This window comes from Lacihabitans sp. LS3-19, assembly GCF_024343575.1.
Classification (GTDB): domain Bacteria; phylum Bacteroidota; class Bacteroidia; order Cytophagales; family Spirosomataceae; genus Leadbetterella.
On sequence record NZ_RJUA01000005.1, the window covers coordinates 44,867 to 63,008 of the forward strand.

Sequence of the window (18,142 nt, forward strand, 5' to 3'; positions counted from 1 at the left end):
TTGGTGGCACAAAGGTCTAGTTTTTTTTATTCACTTTAAAAATTCTATGTTATGAAATTATTAAATTTCCTTAATGGCTAATTGACCGCACGCTGCATCAATGTCTTTTCCTCGACTTCTTCTTATGTTAACTGTCACACCGTTGTTTTCTAAATATTTAGCAAATTTTTCAATTGCATCCTGTTCGGCATTTTTAAAGTCAGCCTCATTTATAGGGTTATATTCTATGATATTTACTTTTGAAGGCACTCTTTTACAAAATTTCAATAAATCTTTAGCATCTTCAATTGTATCATTAAAGCCATTGAAAACTATATATTCGAAAGTGATTTTATTCCCTGTTTTTTTGTAAAAATGCGTTAATGCCTCGGTCAGATTTTTTATGCTATTTGACTCATTTATAGGCATTATTGTGTTTCTTTTTTCGTCATTTGCTGCATGTAGCGAAAGAGCCAAATTGAATTTCACCTCGTCATCTCCCAGCTTTTTTATCATTTTGGCTATACCTGCAGTAGAAACCGTTATTCTTTTTGGTGACCAATTTAGTCCTTCAGGAGATGTGATTTTGTTAACTGACTCTATTACAGCTGCATAATTAAGCAATGGCTCGCCCATTCCCATATATACAATATTGGTTAATGGGGCGTTAAAATTATCTTCCGCTTGTTTTTTTATTAAAATCACCTGATCATATATTTCAGCAGCGTCCAAGTTCCGCTCCCGATTCATATAGCCTGTAGCACAAAACTTACATGTAAGTGAGCAACCAACCTGTGATGAAATACAAGCGGTCATACGCGTATCTGTAGGAATCAAAACTCCTTCAACCAGATGTTTATCATGTAGCTTAAATCCAGACTTTATGGTTCCGTCAGAAGAAAACTGAGATTTATAAACAGTAACAGGCTTAATTTCAAAACTTTCTAAAAGGCTTTCTCTCAAACTTTTGGAAAGATTGCTCATCGCTTGAATATCAGTTACAGATTTTTGCCAAATCCATTCCCATATTTGTTTTGCTCTGAAAGCTGGCTCACCCTTTTCTTTGAGCCAATTTTTGAGCTGCTCTAAGCTTTGTTTTCTTAAATCTTGCTTCATTCCAACATTTTTTTACAAAAATCCACAATTATCGGGCTTTTCTCAATAATTAATCAATAAGATTTGAATTTTTCAAAACTTTTAGGAATTCCTTTTTGTTTTTTTTATAAAATATGGTATTTTTCAAATAAAAATTGATGCTAAAAAAATATTCATTCCTTTTGGTGTTTTTCTTCTGCCTTATAGCTGGAATGAATGATTTGCATGCTCAAAAGCGAATTAAAAAAGACAAATTCGGATTTTACTTTAAAGGCAAACATCAAACTGTCTCAAAAATCAAGTTCGAGCTTTATTCAAACTTGATAGTTGTTAAAGTAAAAATTAACAATTCAGACACGCTTAATTTCATATTAGATACTGGTGTAAGTTCATTTATTATAACAGACCCTACTTTAGGAGAAAAACTCGGACTAAATTTTACAAGACAAGTTAGAATAAACGGAGCTGGTGAAAATGCCTACATTAATGCCAATGTATCTATTGGTCACGAGATAAGTTTAGGAGGTATAAGAGCTGAAAAACAAAACCTCGTAGTTTTAGAAAGTGATATTTTGAAACTTTCAGAGTACATGGGGGTTCCTATACATGGGATTTTTGGACATGACTTATTTGACAGATTTGTTGTAAAAATAGACTTTGGAAGTAAAGAGATCAGACTTTATGATTCAAAAAAGTATAAATACAAAAAATCAAAAGGTGAAATGTATCCTTTGGTAGTTACACAATCAAAACCATATATAGAAGCCATAGAAATGGCACAAAACACGGACAAAGAGTTTACTAAGCTACGACTTGTTATTGACACAGGTGCTGGACATGCTTTAATGTTAAACACGCAAGATACTCCACCTATTCATTTGCCTGACAAAGTAATTCGAGCCAACCTTGGCAAGGGCCTTAATGGTGATATAAATGGCCATATTGGAAGAATAGAACGATTTAAAATCGGAAAGTATGAATTTAAAGATGTCTTGGCATCTTTTCCAGATAGTTTGTCTTTCAGCCTCAAGTTTGGGGAAACAAGCGACATAAGACAAGGAAGTATTGGGGGAGAGTTTTTAAGAAGGTTTGTCATTACATTTAATTACAGAGAAGGATACCTCGTTCTAAAACCGCTAAAAATTAACAAAAGAGAGACATTTGAACATGACATGAGTGGCATGGAAGTTAGAGCCAAAGGTGCCAATTATGACGATTTCTTTATATCCTTTGTAACACCAAACTCTCAAGCTGAGAAAGCAGGCATAAAAGAAGGGGATCAGATAATCTTCATGAACAACAAACACTACAAAGAATTAAATATCAATGATATATATAAAAAACTCAGCAGCAAAGAAGGAACTGAAATTGAGCTTTTTGTAAGAAGAAACGGCGAATTAAAATTTTGTTATTTTAAACTTAAAAGAATTATTTAAAAATTGTAAGAAAGATTTACACCAAAACCTCTAATACCCAAATAAGGAATGGGTTTTATAGATTTTATTTCGGCTTTTGTATCATTGATATCCAGTGTAAAGTACTTTTCTGAGAGACCAAAACGCTCTACAATTTTATCATGAAGGTAGACTTTTTCACTTTCTGATAACTGTGAAAGTAACTCTGTTTGGGCTAAACCATAAAATGCTTTTGCTGTACCATAATGTGGCCCTATTATTACCAAATCTAAACCTAACCTGTTGAATTGAAATTGTTTACCAATCAATAATCCACCAGAAAGTGTATTAAAAGTGAAATTAACTGGCACTTTTGCATCCAAAACCAAACCTTTGTATAAAATAGCTAAAGAAGCTGGAACTGACATATCGAAGTCCTCATATTGACCAATTAGAGATATAAAAGTTCTGTTTTTCTTTTTACCAATATAATAACGTAACTCTGGAGAATAGCCCTTCACGCCCAATCTGGCCTCATTCATATAAATATACTGAAATTTTATGCCAGTCAAACCTACACCATGTCTTTTGGCCAAAGAATCTACTTGGACACCAAGAGGAATCAATGACTTCTGGCGGTAAAAAAAAGTATTATTAAACGAAAAATGATCACCAATTTTCCTTTCGTATTGAGCTGAATATAATTGACTTAAAGGTCCAGCCACATTAAATTTTATTGAATTTTTATATTGGGCAAAGCTCGTACTTAGGCTAAAAAAGGCAAACAATACTATAAAAAAACGCATTATTTCTTAATTTGGGTTAATACTTTTTCAAGCAGATTTAACTGCTCTGAGGTAAAATCTAAATGGGTTACAAATCTTATTAATTGCGGACCAAAACCTACTACCAATACACCTTTTGCCTTTAAAGTTTCCAACATTTCGGCATTTGTCCATGCTTCTTCTAACTCAAAAATCACGATATTAGTATCAATAGGCATAATATCCTTAACAAAAGAACACTTTCTCAAAATATCCCCTATTGTTTTAGCATTGGCATGATCTAGTTTAAGTCTATCTACATTATTATCCAATGCATATATACCCGCAGCTGCCAAATATCCCGCCTGACGCCATCCACCTCCAAAAGACTTTCGGATTCTTCTTGACTTTTTTATAAAATCCTTATTTCCCAAAAGTAATGACCCAACCGGAGCTCCCAATCCTTTTGAAAGACAAATAGATATGGAATCAAAAACCTGCCCATAGTTTTTAGGTTCTTCAGGAGATTCTACCAAAGCATTAAATAGTCTAGCACCATCCAAATGCAATTTCAAACCATTTTCTTGACAAACCGATTTTATTCTTTCTATTTCCGAAAAATCATAAATAGAACCACCGCCTTTATTCATCGTGTTTTCAAGAGAAACTAAAGTGCTCAAAGGCAAATGAATATCTTCAGAGTTATTGATAGCAGCTTTCACTTGATTTGCGGTTATTCGGCCTTTTTCTCCATCTAACAATTTCACCGAAGACTGAGAATTAGAAGCGATTCCGCCACCTTCGTATAAGTAAATGTGAGAATATTTATCACAAATCACTTCTGCACCTGAGAATAAATGAGCTTTTAAAGCAATCTGATTAGTCATGGTACCTGAAGGGCAAAAAATAGCTGCTTCCATTCCAAACATTTCTGCGGCTTTGGTTTCTAGTACAGAAACTGTGGGATCATCGCCAAAAACATCATCGCCAACTTCCGCCGAAAACATTGCCTCAAGCATTTCTTTGGAAGGCTTTGTAACAGTATCACTTCTTAAATCTATAGTCATTTTTTCTATTTTTTCAGGAAATACAAAGTTAAGGGGTTAATTTGGTTATTTCTTAACTGGAAAATTACTTAATACCAAATATTTAAAATTAGACTGTTAAAATTTAAACATTTTGCTTTTGAAAAAAAATGTAACATTTCGAAATTATCACATTAACAAATTACCCTCTTTCCCAAGTTTTTCATATTTTTACTAAAAAATTCAATCTTTATGCCTGTTTATAATTTAAACATCAATAATAAAGTCCATAAAATAACCGCTGAGGCTGATATGCCTTTGGTTTGGGCTATCCGTGATTTAGCAAATCTTAAAGGAACAAAATTTGGCTGTGGAATAGCTCAATGTGGGGCTTGTACCGTTCACCTTGACGGCCAACCAATTCGTTCTTGCCAAATGCCACTTTCGGCCATTTCAAAAAAAGCAAAAATCACCACCATAGAAGGCATAAGCGAACCAACGCTGCATGCGGTGCAGCAAGCTTGGATTGAAGAACAAGTACCGCAATGTGGTTATTGCCAATCAGGTCAAATTATGTCAGCAGTGGCTCTTTTAAAAACCAACAAAAATCCGAATGATGAGGAAATATTGGCTGCAATGGAAGGCAATCTGTGTCGCTGTGGCACCTATCAAAGAATAAATAAAGCTATCAAAAACGCCTCGAAAATGCTATAATCATGAATAATAACAGAAGAGAATTCCTTAAAACCCTCGGATTGACTGGTATTGGATTGAGCATCGGACTAGATGGCTTTTCAAAAAATGCATCCCTAAAGAAATTGTCTCCAGCCACCGTGGCATTGGAAATAAATCCTTTTATAATAATCGAAAATACGGGCAAAATAACTTTGGTAAATAGTCGCCCCGACATGGGACAAGGCTCTACCCAAGCTGTGCCTTCACTTTTGGCTGAAGAATTGGAAGTGAGCTTAGACCAAGTAAGCATTATTCAGTCGGATGGCAGGAGCAAATACGGTAGCCAACAGTCGGGAGGAAGTAGCTCTGTGCGTGGCCTTTGGATGCCATTGCGAAAAGCAGGAGCTGCCGCAAAAGAAATGTTGATAAAAGCCGCTGCCGAAAAATGGGGTGTAAATGCCGCAGATTGTTATGCTGAAGCTGGAAAAATCTATTTAAAAGGAACACAGAAAAGTCTGACTTATGGAGAAGTGGCAGACCTTGCTTCTACTTACGAAGTACCCAAAAACCCAAAACTCAAAGACCCAAAAGACTTTAAAATTTTAGGTAAATTCAATAAGCGTTTGGATGTACCTGACAGAGTTACAGGAAAAGCAGTTTATGGAATAGATGCCGAAATACCAGGAATGGTGTTTGCCAAGGTGGTTCATTCACCGAGAATTCATGACAGCATAGCTTCAATTGATGATGCAGCCGCTAGAAAAGTGGTTGGTGTTTTGGATGTAATAAAGATTGAAAGAGCAATGCCACATACTAAAGTTGATGCTGTGGCGGTAATAGCTCAAAACCAATGGGCGGCACTCAAAGGAGCTAAAGCCTTGAATATCAATTGGAAATCAGAATCAAGCAAATATCTCAATCAAAATACATCTGAATATTTTGAGGCAGCGTATGCAGCAGCTAAAAAGCCAGGCATAAGAGCAGAAGAAAAAGGTGACTTTGATGCAAATTTTGAAACTGCAACTCAAAAACTTGAGGCCGTTTATGAAACTCCATTTTTGGCTCATGCGGCCATTGAGGCAGAAAACGCAACTGTTCACATAAAAGATGATGGCTCTGTAGAAGTTTGGGCACCAATTCAAGGGCCCGATGGGGCTTTGAGCCAAGTAGCTCAATATTTGGGAGTTTCAGAAGAAAAAGTTAAAATCAATGTGACGCTTTTGGGTGGTTCGTTTGGAAGAAAAGCCTACATGGATTTTCTTAACGAAGCTTGTGACATTGCCAGAAAAATCAAAAAACCGGTAAAGGTACTTTGGACAAAAGAGGATGATATTACGCAAGGGCCTTACCGACCGGCCATGTTGAGTCGTTTACAAGGCGTTATAGATAATGGACGAGGAACCGCATTTCATCACCAAGCAATAGGTGAATCAATAGCTGGCCAAGTATTTAATGGCCTTAGACCAAATACAGCTGACGATTGGTTGAGTGGAGAATTGAGCCAGGAAAACAACGAATATGGTTTTGGTATAAATAAAGTATCATATTCGAGAGTTAAAACGAGCATACCAGTAGTTTGGTGGAGAAGTGTTTATGCCTCCAACTTTGGTTGGGGACAAGAATGTTTCATAGACGAAATGGCCCACGAAGCCAAAAAAGACCCTTTAGAATTTAGATTAAGCTTGTTAAAAAATGCACCAAGGTTTACCAATGTTCTAAATTTACTAGCCGAAAAAGCAGATTATAAAACGCCATTGGAAGCTGGAAAAGCAAGAGGAATTGCGGTATTTCGTTCGTTTGACTCTATTTCAGCAGCCTGTGTGTTTGTTTCTAAAACTGACAGTGGTATAAAAATCGACAAAGTGATTTCTGTAATAGACTGCGGTATGTACGTAAACCCGGACAATGTAAAAGCCCAAACCGAAGGAAATATCGTAATGGGAATACAAGCTGCAACGAAGGGCGGAATAATCTTTGAAAACAACCAATGCGTACAGTCCAACTACCACGATTACAATATTTTACGAAATTCAGAAATACCCAAAATGGAAATCCACGTTGTGGAAAACTACGAAAAACCAGGCGGCGTAGGCGAGCCAGGCTTACCTCCAATCGCACCGGCTTTGGGCAATGCAATTTTTAATTTGACTGGTAAGAGAGAGAGGAAATTGCCTTTGGTGTTGTAGGAAAGAACTAAACATGACAAAAAAATGCTTTTTTCAAAAAAAGCATTTTTTTTCAAAATATTAATTTTAAGGCACTTTTAATCAAAACCAACTCTCTAATTAACCAAAATGAAATATTTAATATTTTTTGCTTTGTCTATTTTTACCATATCTTGTGTTGACCAAAAGCTTAATTCCAAGAAAAAGGTAAACCTAATGGGTGGAAAAGGTGGAAACGGTGGAAAATCTGAAAACGGCAAGGACGGTGAAGCTGGCAAAGACGGTAAAAATGGAGTTTTGAACATTGAGTTAAAATGAGAAATATTTTAGCCCTAATTCTGATACCCATATTGTCATTTTCCAAACCAATTGAGATGGCGAAAGACACCACAAATGCTCAATTCCCTGGCGGAACCTCAGAAATGTACAAACACATAGCAGAAAATCTAAAAATGCCTCAAAAATTTATGGATGCAAATATCTCAGGAAAAATTGTAGTTAGTTTTCGAGTAAAGAAAGAAGGTACTATAGATAATATCGAAATCTTAAGAAGTCCTGGTTTTGGAATAGATGAAGAAATAATTAAGGTTTTTAAATCAATGCCAAAATGGATTCCAGCAAAATTAAATGGTGTTGCAATTGATAGTTTTGAAAAAATTCCTATAGCTTGCCTTAAGCAGGAATAAATGTGTTTAAGACATCAGGCTATAAGAAACTGCCATACTTTACAATAAAAAAAAATAATGTTTACACCTTCCAAATTTGGTAATTTACCAATGTCTAAAAACCAATTTGAAAAAAAAATTGAGATTAATACCTCCTTAAGTTATAAAAAAAATTAAGCTATTCAAAAAATTTAGTTCGTTCTAATCTCATCTTCTGGTTCATTTCCCCAATTCTTGGCTGAAAAAACACAGAACAAATCCTTCAGATTAAAATCACTTTAAAATTTAAGTAACAGCTTCCTTATTTCGAACAAAGCAAGTTAAGCAATGAATAGTTTTCTTTGAAAATGAAACCAAAAAACACAAAAAAAAGAAAGGAAACACTTTACAAAGTCACACTATAAAGTGAAGGATTTATAAAAGCAGAAGGGCATTTTGAGCCTGGAGTTTTAAACTCTGTCTTACGCTCATACAAATCACGCGAACCACTGAAACTAGCTCCAAAAAAGCTTAAATCTACTCCTACCACGCCCTTAAGCCCTAGTGTAGTTTGATTACAAGGGCCGGGCACAAATGGCAAACCACTTTCAAAATACGACTGAACACTTGTATTATTTAAAATATACGGAACGACAACCGAATGAAATATCCCGATTTGAAATCTTGGAAACTCTAAACCTACGCCTACGCCCACTACTCCTGCTGATGCCGAACCTGTGTCACCAATTCTGGTAACATCAAAACCCGCCAAAGTACCTGCAGTTTCAATACTTCTATTGCTGTAATTGAAGCCTTGAGTACCATTATATGTCAATTTCAAGTGTGCTTGACAAGTGCTATTTTCTATAATTTCAGGATATACTTTAAGATTACATTTCAAAGTAAAAGTTACCGGAATCACACCATTTACAAGGATTGTTCTTGATATTTCCAGAGGAATGCTTATTTGGGCGATTTGATCTAAGCTTAGAAAAGCATATTTTACTTCCAACTCTCCGTTTAGGTTATTATGTTGATGGTTGTAACTGTCCAAATTTCCGTTGTTTAAATCAATATCACTAGTAGCAGAAAAATCAGAAATAAAGCCTTTTACTTCGATTCCAGCTGCAGAACCTCTTTTTGCAGTTAATTCAACATTTAATTTTCGTCCTTCGCCACTTTCTGGGTTAAGTTTTAAATTCAATTTCCAACCCGCAAGCTCTCCACTGTATTCTAAACCTACATCATTTGCACCAGAGATAGACTTTAATCGGCCTCCAGCAACTTTTATTTTGGCATTTTTTATATTGCTTGATGTCCAATACATTTGCTTTTCAAAATTCACTTTTGCTGTTTTATAATATTGATTAAACTTAGCATTTGTAGTATTCACGGTGGTTTTTCCTCCCGATTCTGTTATTGATGTGATTTTGCGAAGGGAATTGCCTTCAAACAAAACCACTTGTCCATTTTTTAAGGCTTTTACACTGGCTGGACTCCCGCTAAAAACCAATTTAGCATTATCAAAACTATCCAAAGATTTCATGTCTGAAAGACTGATTTCAGTGGTATTTGCTTGTTTAACAACATTAGTTATCGTTCCCTTGTCTGCAAATTCCATTTTCTCACCTCCAATTGTTACGATCTCATTTTCAGGTGCTACATCACCAGAACTTTTGCTACAATTAAAAACCAAGAATGAAATTGATGTCAAAAAGAAAATCCTAGCAAAGTATTTTTTCATGAGTATTTGATATTTTAATCTAAATTCCTGATTATTTGAAACTTAAACAATAAACTTCCAGAAAAATAAGAATGAATTTTATTTAAAGGCAAAAGTAAATTGATTTCAAATATCTGCTTTTCTTAAAATAAAATATTTTTTAGCCTTTCTTTAAAAATACATCAAAAATTGAAATTGTTTAATCAATAAATTTTAGTCAAATTAAAATTACAAATACTTAAAATTTCAAAATTTCTATCTCAGCTTATCATTTATTATTATTAGGCAAATACATTCAGCGTTCAAAACTTATCATGTCGAAACTTGAAAATATTTTTTTTATTGAACATTTAATCTAAATTTGATATAAAAACCAAACCAACCCAATGAAAAGTAAATTACTGACTACTATCTTATTAGCCCTTATTCCTTTTATAGGTTTCCCGCAAAATGTCACTATTTTGCCAGATGGCATTACTCCTGCTCCTTCGGGTCAAATTCCAAGATTAGAATATGATGCGATAATGAATTTAGGCTCCCCACAAAAAGGTGACTTAGCGTATGATTTAACTTATGATGTGATGCGTTGTTTTAATGGAAGTAAATGGATATACTTTTTGAGTTCAGATGAAAACCCCCAACCATTATTTACAGCCTGGAAAGCTGGTGGAAGTACAAGCTCGGCATCTCCAAGTTCTAATTTATCCCAAATTTTATCTATAAGCGTAGACGCAACAGGTAATATATACGCAACTGGGCAATTTTTAGGAAACGCCTATTTTGGAAATGCAAATATGAGTACAACTGGTTCCTCAGACTACGATATTTTTATAGCCAAATTCTCTAGTAGTGGAACTTTAACTTGGGCTAAAAGAGCTGGTGGTACTGGATTTGATTATGGAAATTCGATAAAAGTTGGAGGTGATGGAAACATATATGTAACGGGTGGTTTTTCCAATACCGCAAATTTTAACACGCCATCTTCTTCTGGAACAAATGAAATAATATCTGATGGTAATCTAGATATTTTTATAGCGAAATACGATAACAATGGCAATCTTTTAAGAATAAACAGAGCAGGAGGTTCAGGTTTAGATTTTGGGCAATTTATTGACGCAAATTTAGCTGGTGAGGTCTTTCTTTCAGGTATATTTTCAAATACTGCTAATTTTAATACACCAAGTTCAAATATTGAAAATACCCTAGTCACAAATGGTGCTTCTTCTGATATTTTTTTAGCGAAATTTAATAGCCAAGGATTACCAAAAGCCTTAAACAGAATTGGAGGGTCTTTGCAAGAATATCTAGGCAAAATGGTGTTGTCATCAGCAGGAAACATATTTTTGTGCGGTTCATTTTATAATACAATAAATTTCAACACCCCTTCGGCTTCTGGTTCTAACGAATTGACTTCAGCTCAAGGTGAAGACATTTTTGTCGCTAAATTCAACTACGGAACCGAACAATGGGATTTTTTAAATAGAATTGGAGGAACTGGAGATGAAAATTCACCAGAAATTGCAGTAAACAATAATGAAGATTTATTTGTAACTGCCAAATTTTCCAATAACATATATTTTGGAAATCCAATTAGTCCAAGCAACTTCCCATTAAATGTAGATCCATCCAAATCAAATATTTTTCTTGCTAAAATTTTAAATGGAAGCACAACTTTTAGCTCAATATTTAGTATTATCAAATGCAGCAATGGAAATGGAGTAAGTAATTTATCAATGGAAATTTCACAAGACAATTCTATATTTCTTTCTTTTACATCAAATGCCAAATGTTCCTATTATAATCCTGCAGGAGTTGAAATAGCATCTACCTATTCACCTGAATCTAATATTTCCTTCACAGTAGCCAAGTATAACAGTACTTTAGATTTTTTATGGGCCAAAAAGTCTAACAATCTTATTGGGCCAAATGGAATAAGTGATATATACCACCCAATTCTAACCTCAATGAGTCTAAAAAATAACAATGAAATATATTTCTCTGGTGGGTATGGAGCTAATTTAATGATAGGGAATACAAATTTGCAATATGGTGTTTCACCTGCGGATTATTCCGCTTTTCATGTTTCAAAATTGATGGTTCCATAAAAATCAAGACAAATCAAACTGTCTTTTATTTTTCATTTTTCAGTGTTTATCAAAAAAATGACCAAAACTACATTTTGCATTAGATTTGTTAAGTATCTCTAATTTCAATGCCGATAATTCAACCTAAAATGAAAAGCCTAAAACTTTTTTTAATTAGCGTTTTCACGCTTGTATTTGCAAACCAAATTTTAGCCCAAAAACAGAAACCTAATTTCATAATAATCTTTACGGATGACCAAGGTTATGGCGATTTGGGATGTTTTGGTCATCCAACTATCAAAACACCAAATATTGACAAAATGGCTGTAGAGGGCCAAAAATGGACTAATTTCTACGTTGCAGCTAATGTATGTACACCCTCAAGAGCTGGGCTTTTGACTGGCAGACTTCCCAATAGAATAGGAATGGAAAGCGACAAAAGGAGAGTACTTTTTCCCAATTCGGACGGAGGTTTACCTGCTTCAGAACAAACGGTTGCTGAACTTTTAAAGACTGCCAATTATCACACTGGAATCATTGGTAAATGGCACTTGGGACACCTTCCCCAATACATGCCTTTGCAAAATGGCTTTGATTATTATTTCGGAATTCCATATTCTAATGACATGGAACGAGAATATGGTATACCTCGCGAAGAATTTTTAGATGCTAAAACGGAGAATTATAAAGTACCACTTATAAGAAATAACGAAGAAATTGAAAGACCAGCCAATCAAAACACGATTACGAAACGATACACAGAAGAATCAATAAAATTCATTGAACAAAACAAAAACAAGCCTTTTTTCCTATACTTGGCCCATAATATGCCGCATGTGCCTCTTTTTGCTTCTAAAGATTTCTTAGGGAAAAGCGAAAGAGGAAAATATGGAGATGTAATAGAAGAAATAGATTGGTCGGTTGGGGAAATCATGAAAACCTTGAAAAAACAAGGCTTGGATAAAAACACCATCGTTGTTTTCACCTCTGATAATGGACCTTGGAAAGTATACAATGAGCATGGAGGTTCAGCGGGGTCACTTTTTGGTGGCAAGGGCACCAGTTATGAAGGAGGAATGCGTGTTCCGGCGGTAATTTGGGGGCCAAGCTATGTCAAACCAAATGTTATCAGCAGCATAGGCAGCACATTGGATATATTACCAAGTTTCTGCCAAATGGCCAATGTAAAAATCCCAAAAGACTTAATTTTAGATGGCAAAGATCTGAGTGGAGTTTGGAAAAATGGTTTTGGAAGCCCTCGAAATGAAATGTTTTATTATCATGGTACCAAGCTTTTCGCTGTTAGAAAAGGCGATTACAAATTATATTTCATGAAAAACAATCCCGATGGATATCCTGAACAATTAGAAAACTTGGAGAATGTTCAACTTTTTAATTTGTCCATAGATCCTTCCGAGAGATTTGAGATTGCAGAAAAACATCCTGAAATAGTATCAGAAATAAAGCTTCTGGCCAAAACTCACAGAGAGAATTTGGTTATACCACCGAGCAATTTGGAAAAGATAATTGGCAAATAAAACCTTAGAATTCTATGATTTTCCCTTCTTTGGCTGATTGTATTGCTTTTTCTAAAATCTCGACCACAATTAGATTATTTTCTAAAGAAGAAAGGCTATTTCTAGGATCTATTTTCCCTCGTATCACTTCTGTAAGATATAGGAAAGAGTCATTTTCTCCTTTCGGTAGTGGTAATAATTTCATTTCTTGTTCCTGAGCATCTCTTATGCCTTTTCTAACTTTGAAAGTTTTGCTATTGGCAAATATTGAGGAGGTTTTGGTGTAAATTTCGGTGTCTTTCCTGTCAAATGGCCAGTTCCAAGAGGCTTCCAGTATGGCAGTAGCATCAGGGTAAGTCAAAACTATAGTGGCATCATCGTCCACTTTTGGATAAACATCTGGCTTTAACTGCCTTAAAGTGGCAGAAACCGAAATAGGCTTTTGTCCTTTCATAAAATAGGTCATGAGGTTGGCTCCATAGCAGCCAAAATCTATCACAGCTCCACCCCCATTTTTTATGGGGTCAGTTAGCCAAGATAAAAACTCTTTCGAGCAACCAATTTCCTGTGGTCCGCGGTGACCATCTCTAATCACTACCTTATTTATTTCGCCAATATCATTTTCATTTTTCAAAAAATCCGAAGCCATTTTATGACTTTGGTACCAGGTAGTTTCATAATTCGTGAGCAAATGTATGTTGTTTTTCCTCGCCAATGCTGCCATTTGGTTTGCATCAACAGTATTTGTGGCCAATGGTTTTTCGACCATTACATGAATGCCTTTAGGTGCACAAACTTCCACTGTATGCTTATGTTCCAAAATGCTATTGAAAGCACAAACGGCCTCAGGTTTGGTTTTATTCACCATTTTTTCAAGACTGGCAAACAAAATACTTTCAGGCAAATTATATCTTTTCAAATATCTACGAGCTAAGTCAACATTACTTTCAGCTATTCCTACTATCTCGATATCACCCCTTTGATGGCTACTTAATATCTGCCCGACATGATCATGGGTAAGTCCGTCTACACCAACGCGAAGTTTTGACTGAGCACTAGAAACAAACGAAAAGAGTAAGCAAAGAAGAATAAATTGGTATTTCATTTGGTAAGGTTGAATTGAGATATCAAGTTACCAAAAATAAATTTCAAAAAATTAATTTGATTCAAAATCTATATTGAATTTCCAATATTTGATTAAACATCAATTACTTAAAATCATATAAAGTGCAACTATAAAAATAAATATATAGATAAATACTTCTATGTTTTGAAGAAACTTTTTAGGTGATTTCGACATGGTTTATCAGGAAATAAAACACAAATAAAAACAATATATATCCACGTAATCAATTATTTAACAAATAAAAGGATTATGTATCCGCTTAATAATTTATATTTTTAATTAAGGAATTAATCTATCAGAAATTTCACAATCCCTAAAATAAAAAACAGCAATATGATTAAGATCTCAAAATTTTGAATTAAAAAAAATACTTTTTTATCAGCCATGGTTTTTTTGCTTTAATACTTTTACCAAGCCAAAATCAATGCCATTTAATAAGGTTTTTTAAATAAACTTCAGTTTGTATCCACTAGATAATTTTATTCTGGAAAATTTATCAAAAGGAGGTAAATAGGTATTTTTTGGCACACAAAAATTCATAAAATCCACTTGGTATCTTTTAATAATTATCAAGCGGGCATCCCAATTCCCTCTATTTAGTTTTAGAAAAAAAAGCATATTCAATTCATAAATTTGATTTTAAAGTATAAAGACATAAAAATTTCATCTTAATAATTCATTAACCAAAAATATATGCGACATATATAAAGCATTTCTTATTTTTGCACTTGAATCAAAACCAAATAAAATAAATGTCTAAAGTTCTTATTATCGGTGCAGGTGGAGTTGGTACTGTGGTAGCTCATAAATGTGCTCTAAATTCTTCTGTTTTTACTGAAATAATGTTGGCCAGCCGTACTGTTTCTAAATGTGACAGAATAGCAGCCGAAATCAAAGAAATGCATGGCGTAAGCATACAAACAGCTAAAGTAGATGCTGATGAAGTACCCGAATTGGTGGCCTTGATTCGTTCGTTTGGCCCTAAAATGGTAATAAACGTAGCTCTTCCTTACCAAGACTTGACCATCATGGATGCTTGCCTTGAAACTGGCGTGCATTATTTAGACACCGCCAACTATGAACCAAAAGATGTTGCGAAGTTTGAATACAGCTGGCAATGGGCATATCAAGAGCGATTCAAAGCGGCAGGACTGATGGCGGTTTTAGGCTGTGGATTTGACCCTGGTGTAACGCAAGTATTTACGGCTTATGCCAACAAGCATCATTTTGATGAAATGCACTATTTGGACATAATAGACTGTAATGCTGGAGACCATGGTAAAGCTTTCGCCACGAACTTTAACCCTGAAATCAACATCCGTGAAATCACGCAGCCAGGTAGATATTGGGAAAATGGTGAATGGGTCGAAATACCAGCTATGTCTATACATAAAGCCATAGATTATCCAAACATTGGAGAAAAAGAGTCGTATGTACTTTACCATGAAGAATTGGAATCTTTGGTTAAAAACTTCCCTACCATAAAAAGAGCGAGGTTTTGGATGACATTCGGACAAGCCTATATTACACATCTTCAGGTTTTAGAAAATGTGGGTATGACAAGCATAGCTCCTATCAAATTCCAAGGAATGGACATTGTACCGCTTGAATTCTTAAAGGCAGTATTGCCTGCTCCAGAATCTTTAGGCGAAAACTATACTGGACAAACATCTATTGGTTGTCAGATAAAAGGTATAAAGGACGGAAAAGACAAAACTTATTATGTTTGGAACAACTGCCACCATGCAGAAGCGTACAAAGAAGTTAAATCACAAGCCGTTTCTTATACCACAGGAGTTCCGGCTATGATTGGTGCCATGTTGATGTTGACCAACGCTGAATGGATGAAACCAGGCGTTTATAATGTCGAAGAACTCAATCCTGACCCTTTTATGGATTTGTTGAATATCCATGGATTGCCTTGGAACGAACAAATAGATGGAGTTTTACCTCACGAATATTAATAAAATCACCAGAAGCCTTTCAATTTTTTTGAAAGGCTTTTTTCATTATCTTATTTATAATATTTTTACCAGTAATAGCTGAAGCGGTTAAAACGCCGGAAAACAAAGCAGCTGCAACTCCAGCAGTTACTATATCTTGCCCTGTCAAATAAAAGTTTTTAATGGGTGTCCTTGGTTGCAAAAATCTTTGCCTAAAACGGCTTGGAGAATGGTCCAAACCATAGATTTCTCCTTTTTCATAATTCACAAAATGTTGGGTGGTTAGTGGCGTAGATAATTCATAATAAGCCACTTTGCCCCTTAATTGAGGTTGATGTTTATACAAAACCTCCAATAATCTTTGTGAAATATTTTCTTTTATTGTATCATACTTCTCCCCTCTTTTCATCCATCTAGTGCCTTCCCATTCCGCAAAAATATCAAAAGGCATCAAAGTAATAATGTCGATGGTACTTTTGCTTGGGTAGCGATTAGACCAATCAGGATCTTTGGCAGATGGGAAAGAAATATAAACTACAGGAAAAGGAGCATTTATATCTTTGATATAATTTTCCACTATTTCATCATGGTCTTTTCCTTCTGGATACACCCAATAATTGGTTTTGGGCAATTTCAATTCATCTGGATTTCCGTCAAGACCAATATAAAGACAAGCATGAGATACGGATCGCTCAACTTTTTGAAATTGCTTTTTTATACCAAGATTTTCCACAATTTCAGGAGAAACCAATTTCTCAAATGTCGTAAAATATCCTGCCCCGCTAATTATTAGGTCTGCATTGAATATTTTCCCATCCGCCATTTTTACACCAGTGGCAGCATTGTTTTCTATTATCACTCTTTTTACATCTGCACTAATTAATACCGTACCTCCAGCATTTTCAATAATCGGATCAATATATTCTGCGATCTTTGAAGAACCTCCAACAGGAAAACTCCCCCCACTAAAATAATGCCTTGCCACTGCTGCATGCATAGCAAAACTACTTTTCTTTGGAGTTAAACCGTAGTCGCCATACTGACCCGATAGCACCATTATAAGTTCCTTATTAGAAGTCAATGAGCTCAAAACCTCATAAGTGGTTTTATCAGAAAATTTATAAAAAGGGTTTCGCCAAAAACTCCCCAAAATCTTACTCACCAAATTAGGCATGGCTTTTTCGGCATAAAACTTTTGAGCCGTTTTGGTTGATTCAAAAACCAAAGAGACGTATTGCTCTATTGCCTCACTTTCTTCAGGAAAATATTCTACAAGTTTTTTCTTAAAATTATCTACCCCTTTTACAAAATCATATTCACGGTCACCAATTATGATTTTATCATAAACTTCACCAAGATCCGCCCATTCAAGTTTATCATTTGTAATGTAATCAAATAACCTTTTAATGACAGAATTAGGCCTCTGAACCTCACCAATATAATGTATTCCAACATCCCACTCATAGCCTTTTCGTTTAAAAACATGCGTAAAACCACCAACAGTATAGTGTTTTTCTAAAACTAACACCTTTTTTCCTTCTTTAGAAAGTAAGGCCGCGGTTGTTAAACTTCCCAAACCAGATCCAATAATTATGGCATCATAGCTTACCTGAAGTTTGTAGTTTTGTTTAAAAGATTGAATCATTTTTAGTTTTTGATGAAAAGTAAATATAATTTAAAATATTCAATTTTTCTCCTTAGGTTTAAACATATAGAAAGAGGAAAAATAGAATGTTTAATTTCCGTAAACTAAATTTCATTATTTTTACTTTTTAAAATTTCATCAAAAAAAAGTGAGTAAAAAAAGGTTGTTTTAATAGTACTCGATAATGTGGCAATCGGTGAATTGCCAAACCCTTAAAATTTGGTAAAAAACGTTATTGTTAAGAGTCAAAATAAAAGACTTTGATTTAAATTCCCCAAAGAAGGATAATCCGATCAAAATTTCAGTATTCTCTATCAACAAATTCCGGAACTTAAACAAAGAATTGGGACATGAGATGAAGTC

14 protein-coding genes are annotated in these 18,142 nt (G+C 34.7%); 8 read left to right on the forward strand and 6 right to left on the reverse strand.

Features of this window, described 5'->3' with window-relative positions:
• Positions 1 to 60: 60 nt before the first annotated feature.
• Entirely contained in the window at positions 61 to 1,095 is a 1,035-nt protein-coding gene (rlmN, locus tag EGI22_RS06550) for a 23S rRNA (adenine(2503)-C(2))-methyltransferase RlmN (RefSeq protein WP_255067282.1), read from the reverse strand.
• A 137-nt stretch (positions 1,096 to 1,232) separates the two neighbouring features.
• Here rlmN and EGI22_RS06555 point away from each other — a divergent pair, with 137 nt between their 5' ends.
• Positions 1,233 to 2,510 carry an aspartyl protease family protein gene (locus EGI22_RS06555; protein WP_255067283.1) on the forward strand — a complete coding sequence of 426 codons (1,278 nt, stop codon included), beginning with the start codon at positions 1,233 to 1,235 and terminating at the stop codon, positions 2,508 to 2,510.
• On the opposite strand, the gene EGI22_RS06560 is transcribed toward EGI22_RS06555, so the two are convergent.
• Positions 2,507 to 3,274 (reverse strand): DUF3575 domain-containing protein, encoded by a 768-nt coding sequence (locus tag EGI22_RS06560; RefSeq protein ID WP_255067284.1) that lies wholly within the window; start codon positions 3,272 to 3,274, stop codon positions 2,507 to 2,509. The two genes, EGI22_RS06555 and EGI22_RS06560, sit on opposite strands and share 4 nt — an antisense overlap.
• Complete coding sequence (locus EGI22_RS06565; protein WP_255067285.1) at positions 3,274 to 4,299, reverse strand: low specificity L-threonine aldolase; 1,026 nt, start codon at positions 4,297 to 4,299, stop codon at positions 3,274 to 3,276. The genes EGI22_RS06560 and EGI22_RS06565 overlap by 1 nt, the downstream gene beginning before the upstream one ends.
• A 210-nt stretch (positions 4,300 to 4,509) precedes the next feature.
• Between EGI22_RS06565 and EGI22_RS06570 the strand changes: the two genes are divergently transcribed.
• From EGI22_RS06570 to EGI22_RS06585, 4 genes are all read left to right on the forward strand, one after another.
• Entirely contained in the window at positions 4,510 to 4,971 is a 462-nt protein-coding gene (locus EGI22_RS06570) for a (2Fe-2S)-binding protein (protein ID WP_255067286.1), read from the forward strand.
• Positions 4,972 to 4,973: 2 nt separating this feature from the next.
• Positions 4,974 to 7,118, forward strand: a complete 2,145-nt coding sequence (locus EGI22_RS06575; RefSeq protein WP_255067288.1) for a molybdopterin cofactor-binding domain-containing protein — start codon at positions 4,974 to 4,976, stop codon at positions 7,116 to 7,118.
• A gap of 108 nt (positions 7,119 to 7,226) precedes the next feature.
• Entirely contained in the window at positions 7,227 to 7,415 is a 189-nt protein-coding gene (locus tag EGI22_RS06580; RefSeq protein WP_255067289.1) for a hypothetical protein, read from the forward strand.
• Positions 7,412 to 7,783 carry an energy transducer TonB gene (locus EGI22_RS06585; protein ID WP_255067290.1) on the forward strand — a complete coding sequence of 124 codons (372 nt, stop codon included), beginning with the start codon at positions 7,412 to 7,414 and terminating at the stop codon, positions 7,781 to 7,783. Before EGI22_RS06580 ends, EGI22_RS06585 begins: the two co-directional genes overlap by 4 nt.
• Before the next feature lie 364 nt (positions 7,784 to 8,147).
• Here EGI22_RS06585 and EGI22_RS06590 read toward each other — a convergent pair whose 3' ends face one another.
• Positions 8,148 to 9,485 (reverse strand): hypothetical protein, encoded by a 1,338-nt coding sequence (locus EGI22_RS06590; protein ID WP_255067292.1) that lies wholly within the window; start codon positions 9,483 to 9,485, stop codon positions 8,148 to 8,150.
• A gap of 365 nt (positions 9,486 to 9,850) precedes the next feature.
• On the opposite strand from EGI22_RS06590, the gene EGI22_RS06595 reads away from it, so the two are divergent.
• Both EGI22_RS06595 and EGI22_RS06600 read left to right on the forward strand, forming a co-directional pair.
• Positions 9,851 to 11,569, forward strand: coding sequence for a hypothetical protein (locus EGI22_RS06595; protein WP_255067293.1), 1,719 nt, complete (start codon positions 9,851 to 9,853; stop codon positions 11,567 to 11,569).
• A 128-nt stretch (positions 11,570 to 11,697) separates the two neighbouring features.
• Positions 11,698 to 13,086 carry a sulfatase gene (locus tag EGI22_RS06600; protein WP_255067294.1) on the forward strand — a complete coding sequence of 463 codons (1,389 nt, stop codon included), beginning with the start codon at positions 11,698 to 11,700 and terminating at the stop codon, positions 13,084 to 13,086.
• 4 nt (positions 13,087 to 13,090) lie between these two features.
• Here the strand turns inward: EGI22_RS06600 and EGI22_RS06605 are convergent, their stop codons facing one another.
• Positions 13,091 to 14,170, reverse strand: coding sequence for a Gfo/Idh/MocA family protein (locus tag EGI22_RS06605; RefSeq protein WP_255067295.1), 1,080 nt, complete (start codon positions 14,168 to 14,170; stop codon positions 13,091 to 13,093).
• Between the two features lie 773 nt (positions 14,171 to 14,943).
• Here EGI22_RS06605 and EGI22_RS06610 point away from each other — a divergent pair.
• On the forward strand, positions 14,944 to 16,155 hold the full coding sequence (locus tag EGI22_RS06610) for a saccharopine dehydrogenase family protein (RefSeq protein WP_255067296.1): 1,212 nt from the start codon (positions 14,944 to 14,946) through the stop codon (positions 16,153 to 16,155).
• Between the two features lie 19 nt (positions 16,156 to 16,174).
• Here EGI22_RS06610 and EGI22_RS06615 read toward each other — a convergent pair whose 3' ends face one another.
• Positions 16,175 to 17,779, reverse strand: a complete 1,605-nt coding sequence (locus EGI22_RS06615) for an NAD(P)/FAD-dependent oxidoreductase (protein WP_255067297.1) — start codon at positions 17,777 to 17,779, stop codon at positions 16,175 to 16,177.
• Positions 17,780 to 18,142 lie beyond the last annotated feature (363 nt).

Excerpts from the sequence above, each read along its gene's own strand:
- rlmN (WP_255067282.1), bottom strand. The coding sequence starts at position 1,095 with ATGAAGCAAGATTTAAGAAAACAAAGCTTAGAGCAGCTCAAAAATTGG.
- EGI22_RS06555 (WP_255067283.1), top strand. The coding sequence starts at position 1,233 with ATGCTAAAAAAATATTCATTCCTTTTGGTGTTTTTCTTCTGCCTTATA.
- EGI22_RS06560 (WP_255067284.1), bottom strand. The coding sequence starts at position 3,274 with ATGCGTTTTTTTATAGTATTGTTTGCCTTTTTTAGCCTAAGTACGAGC.
- EGI22_RS06565 (WP_255067285.1), bottom strand. The coding sequence starts at position 4,299 with ATGACTATAGATTTAAGAAGTGATACTGTTACAAAGCCTTCCAAAGAA.
- EGI22_RS06570 (WP_255067286.1), top strand. The coding sequence starts at position 4,510 with ATGCCTGTTTATAATTTAAACATCAATAATAAAGTCCATAAAATAACC.
- EGI22_RS06575 (WP_255067288.1), top strand. The coding sequence starts at position 4,974 with ATGAATAATAACAGAAGAGAATTCCTTAAAACCCTCGGATTGACTGGT.
- EGI22_RS06580 (WP_255067289.1), top strand. The coding sequence starts at position 7,227 with ATGAAATATTTAATATTTTTTGCTTTGTCTATTTTTACCATATCTTGT.
- EGI22_RS06585 (WP_255067290.1), top strand. The coding sequence starts at position 7,412 with ATGAGAAATATTTTAGCCCTAATTCTGATACCCATATTGTCATTTTCC.
- EGI22_RS06590 (WP_255067292.1), bottom strand. The coding sequence starts at position 9,485 with ATGAAAAAATACTTTGCTAGGATTTTCTTTTTGACATCAATTTCATTC.
- EGI22_RS06595 (WP_255067293.1), top strand. The coding sequence starts at position 9,851 with ATGAAAAGTAAATTACTGACTACTATCTTATTAGCCCTTATTCCTTTT.
- EGI22_RS06600 (WP_255067294.1), top strand. The coding sequence starts at position 11,698 with ATGAAAAGCCTAAAACTTTTTTTAATTAGCGTTTTCACGCTTGTATTT.
- EGI22_RS06605 (WP_255067295.1), bottom strand. The coding sequence starts at position 14,170 with ATGAAATACCAATTTATTCTTCTTTGCTTACTCTTTTCGTTTGTTTCT.
- EGI22_RS06610 (WP_255067296.1), top strand. The coding sequence starts at position 14,944 with ATGTCTAAAGTTCTTATTATCGGTGCAGGTGGAGTTGGTACTGTGGTA.
- EGI22_RS06615 (WP_255067297.1), bottom strand. The coding sequence starts at position 17,779 with ATGATTCAATCTTTTAAACAAAACTACAAACTTCAGGTAAGCTATGAT.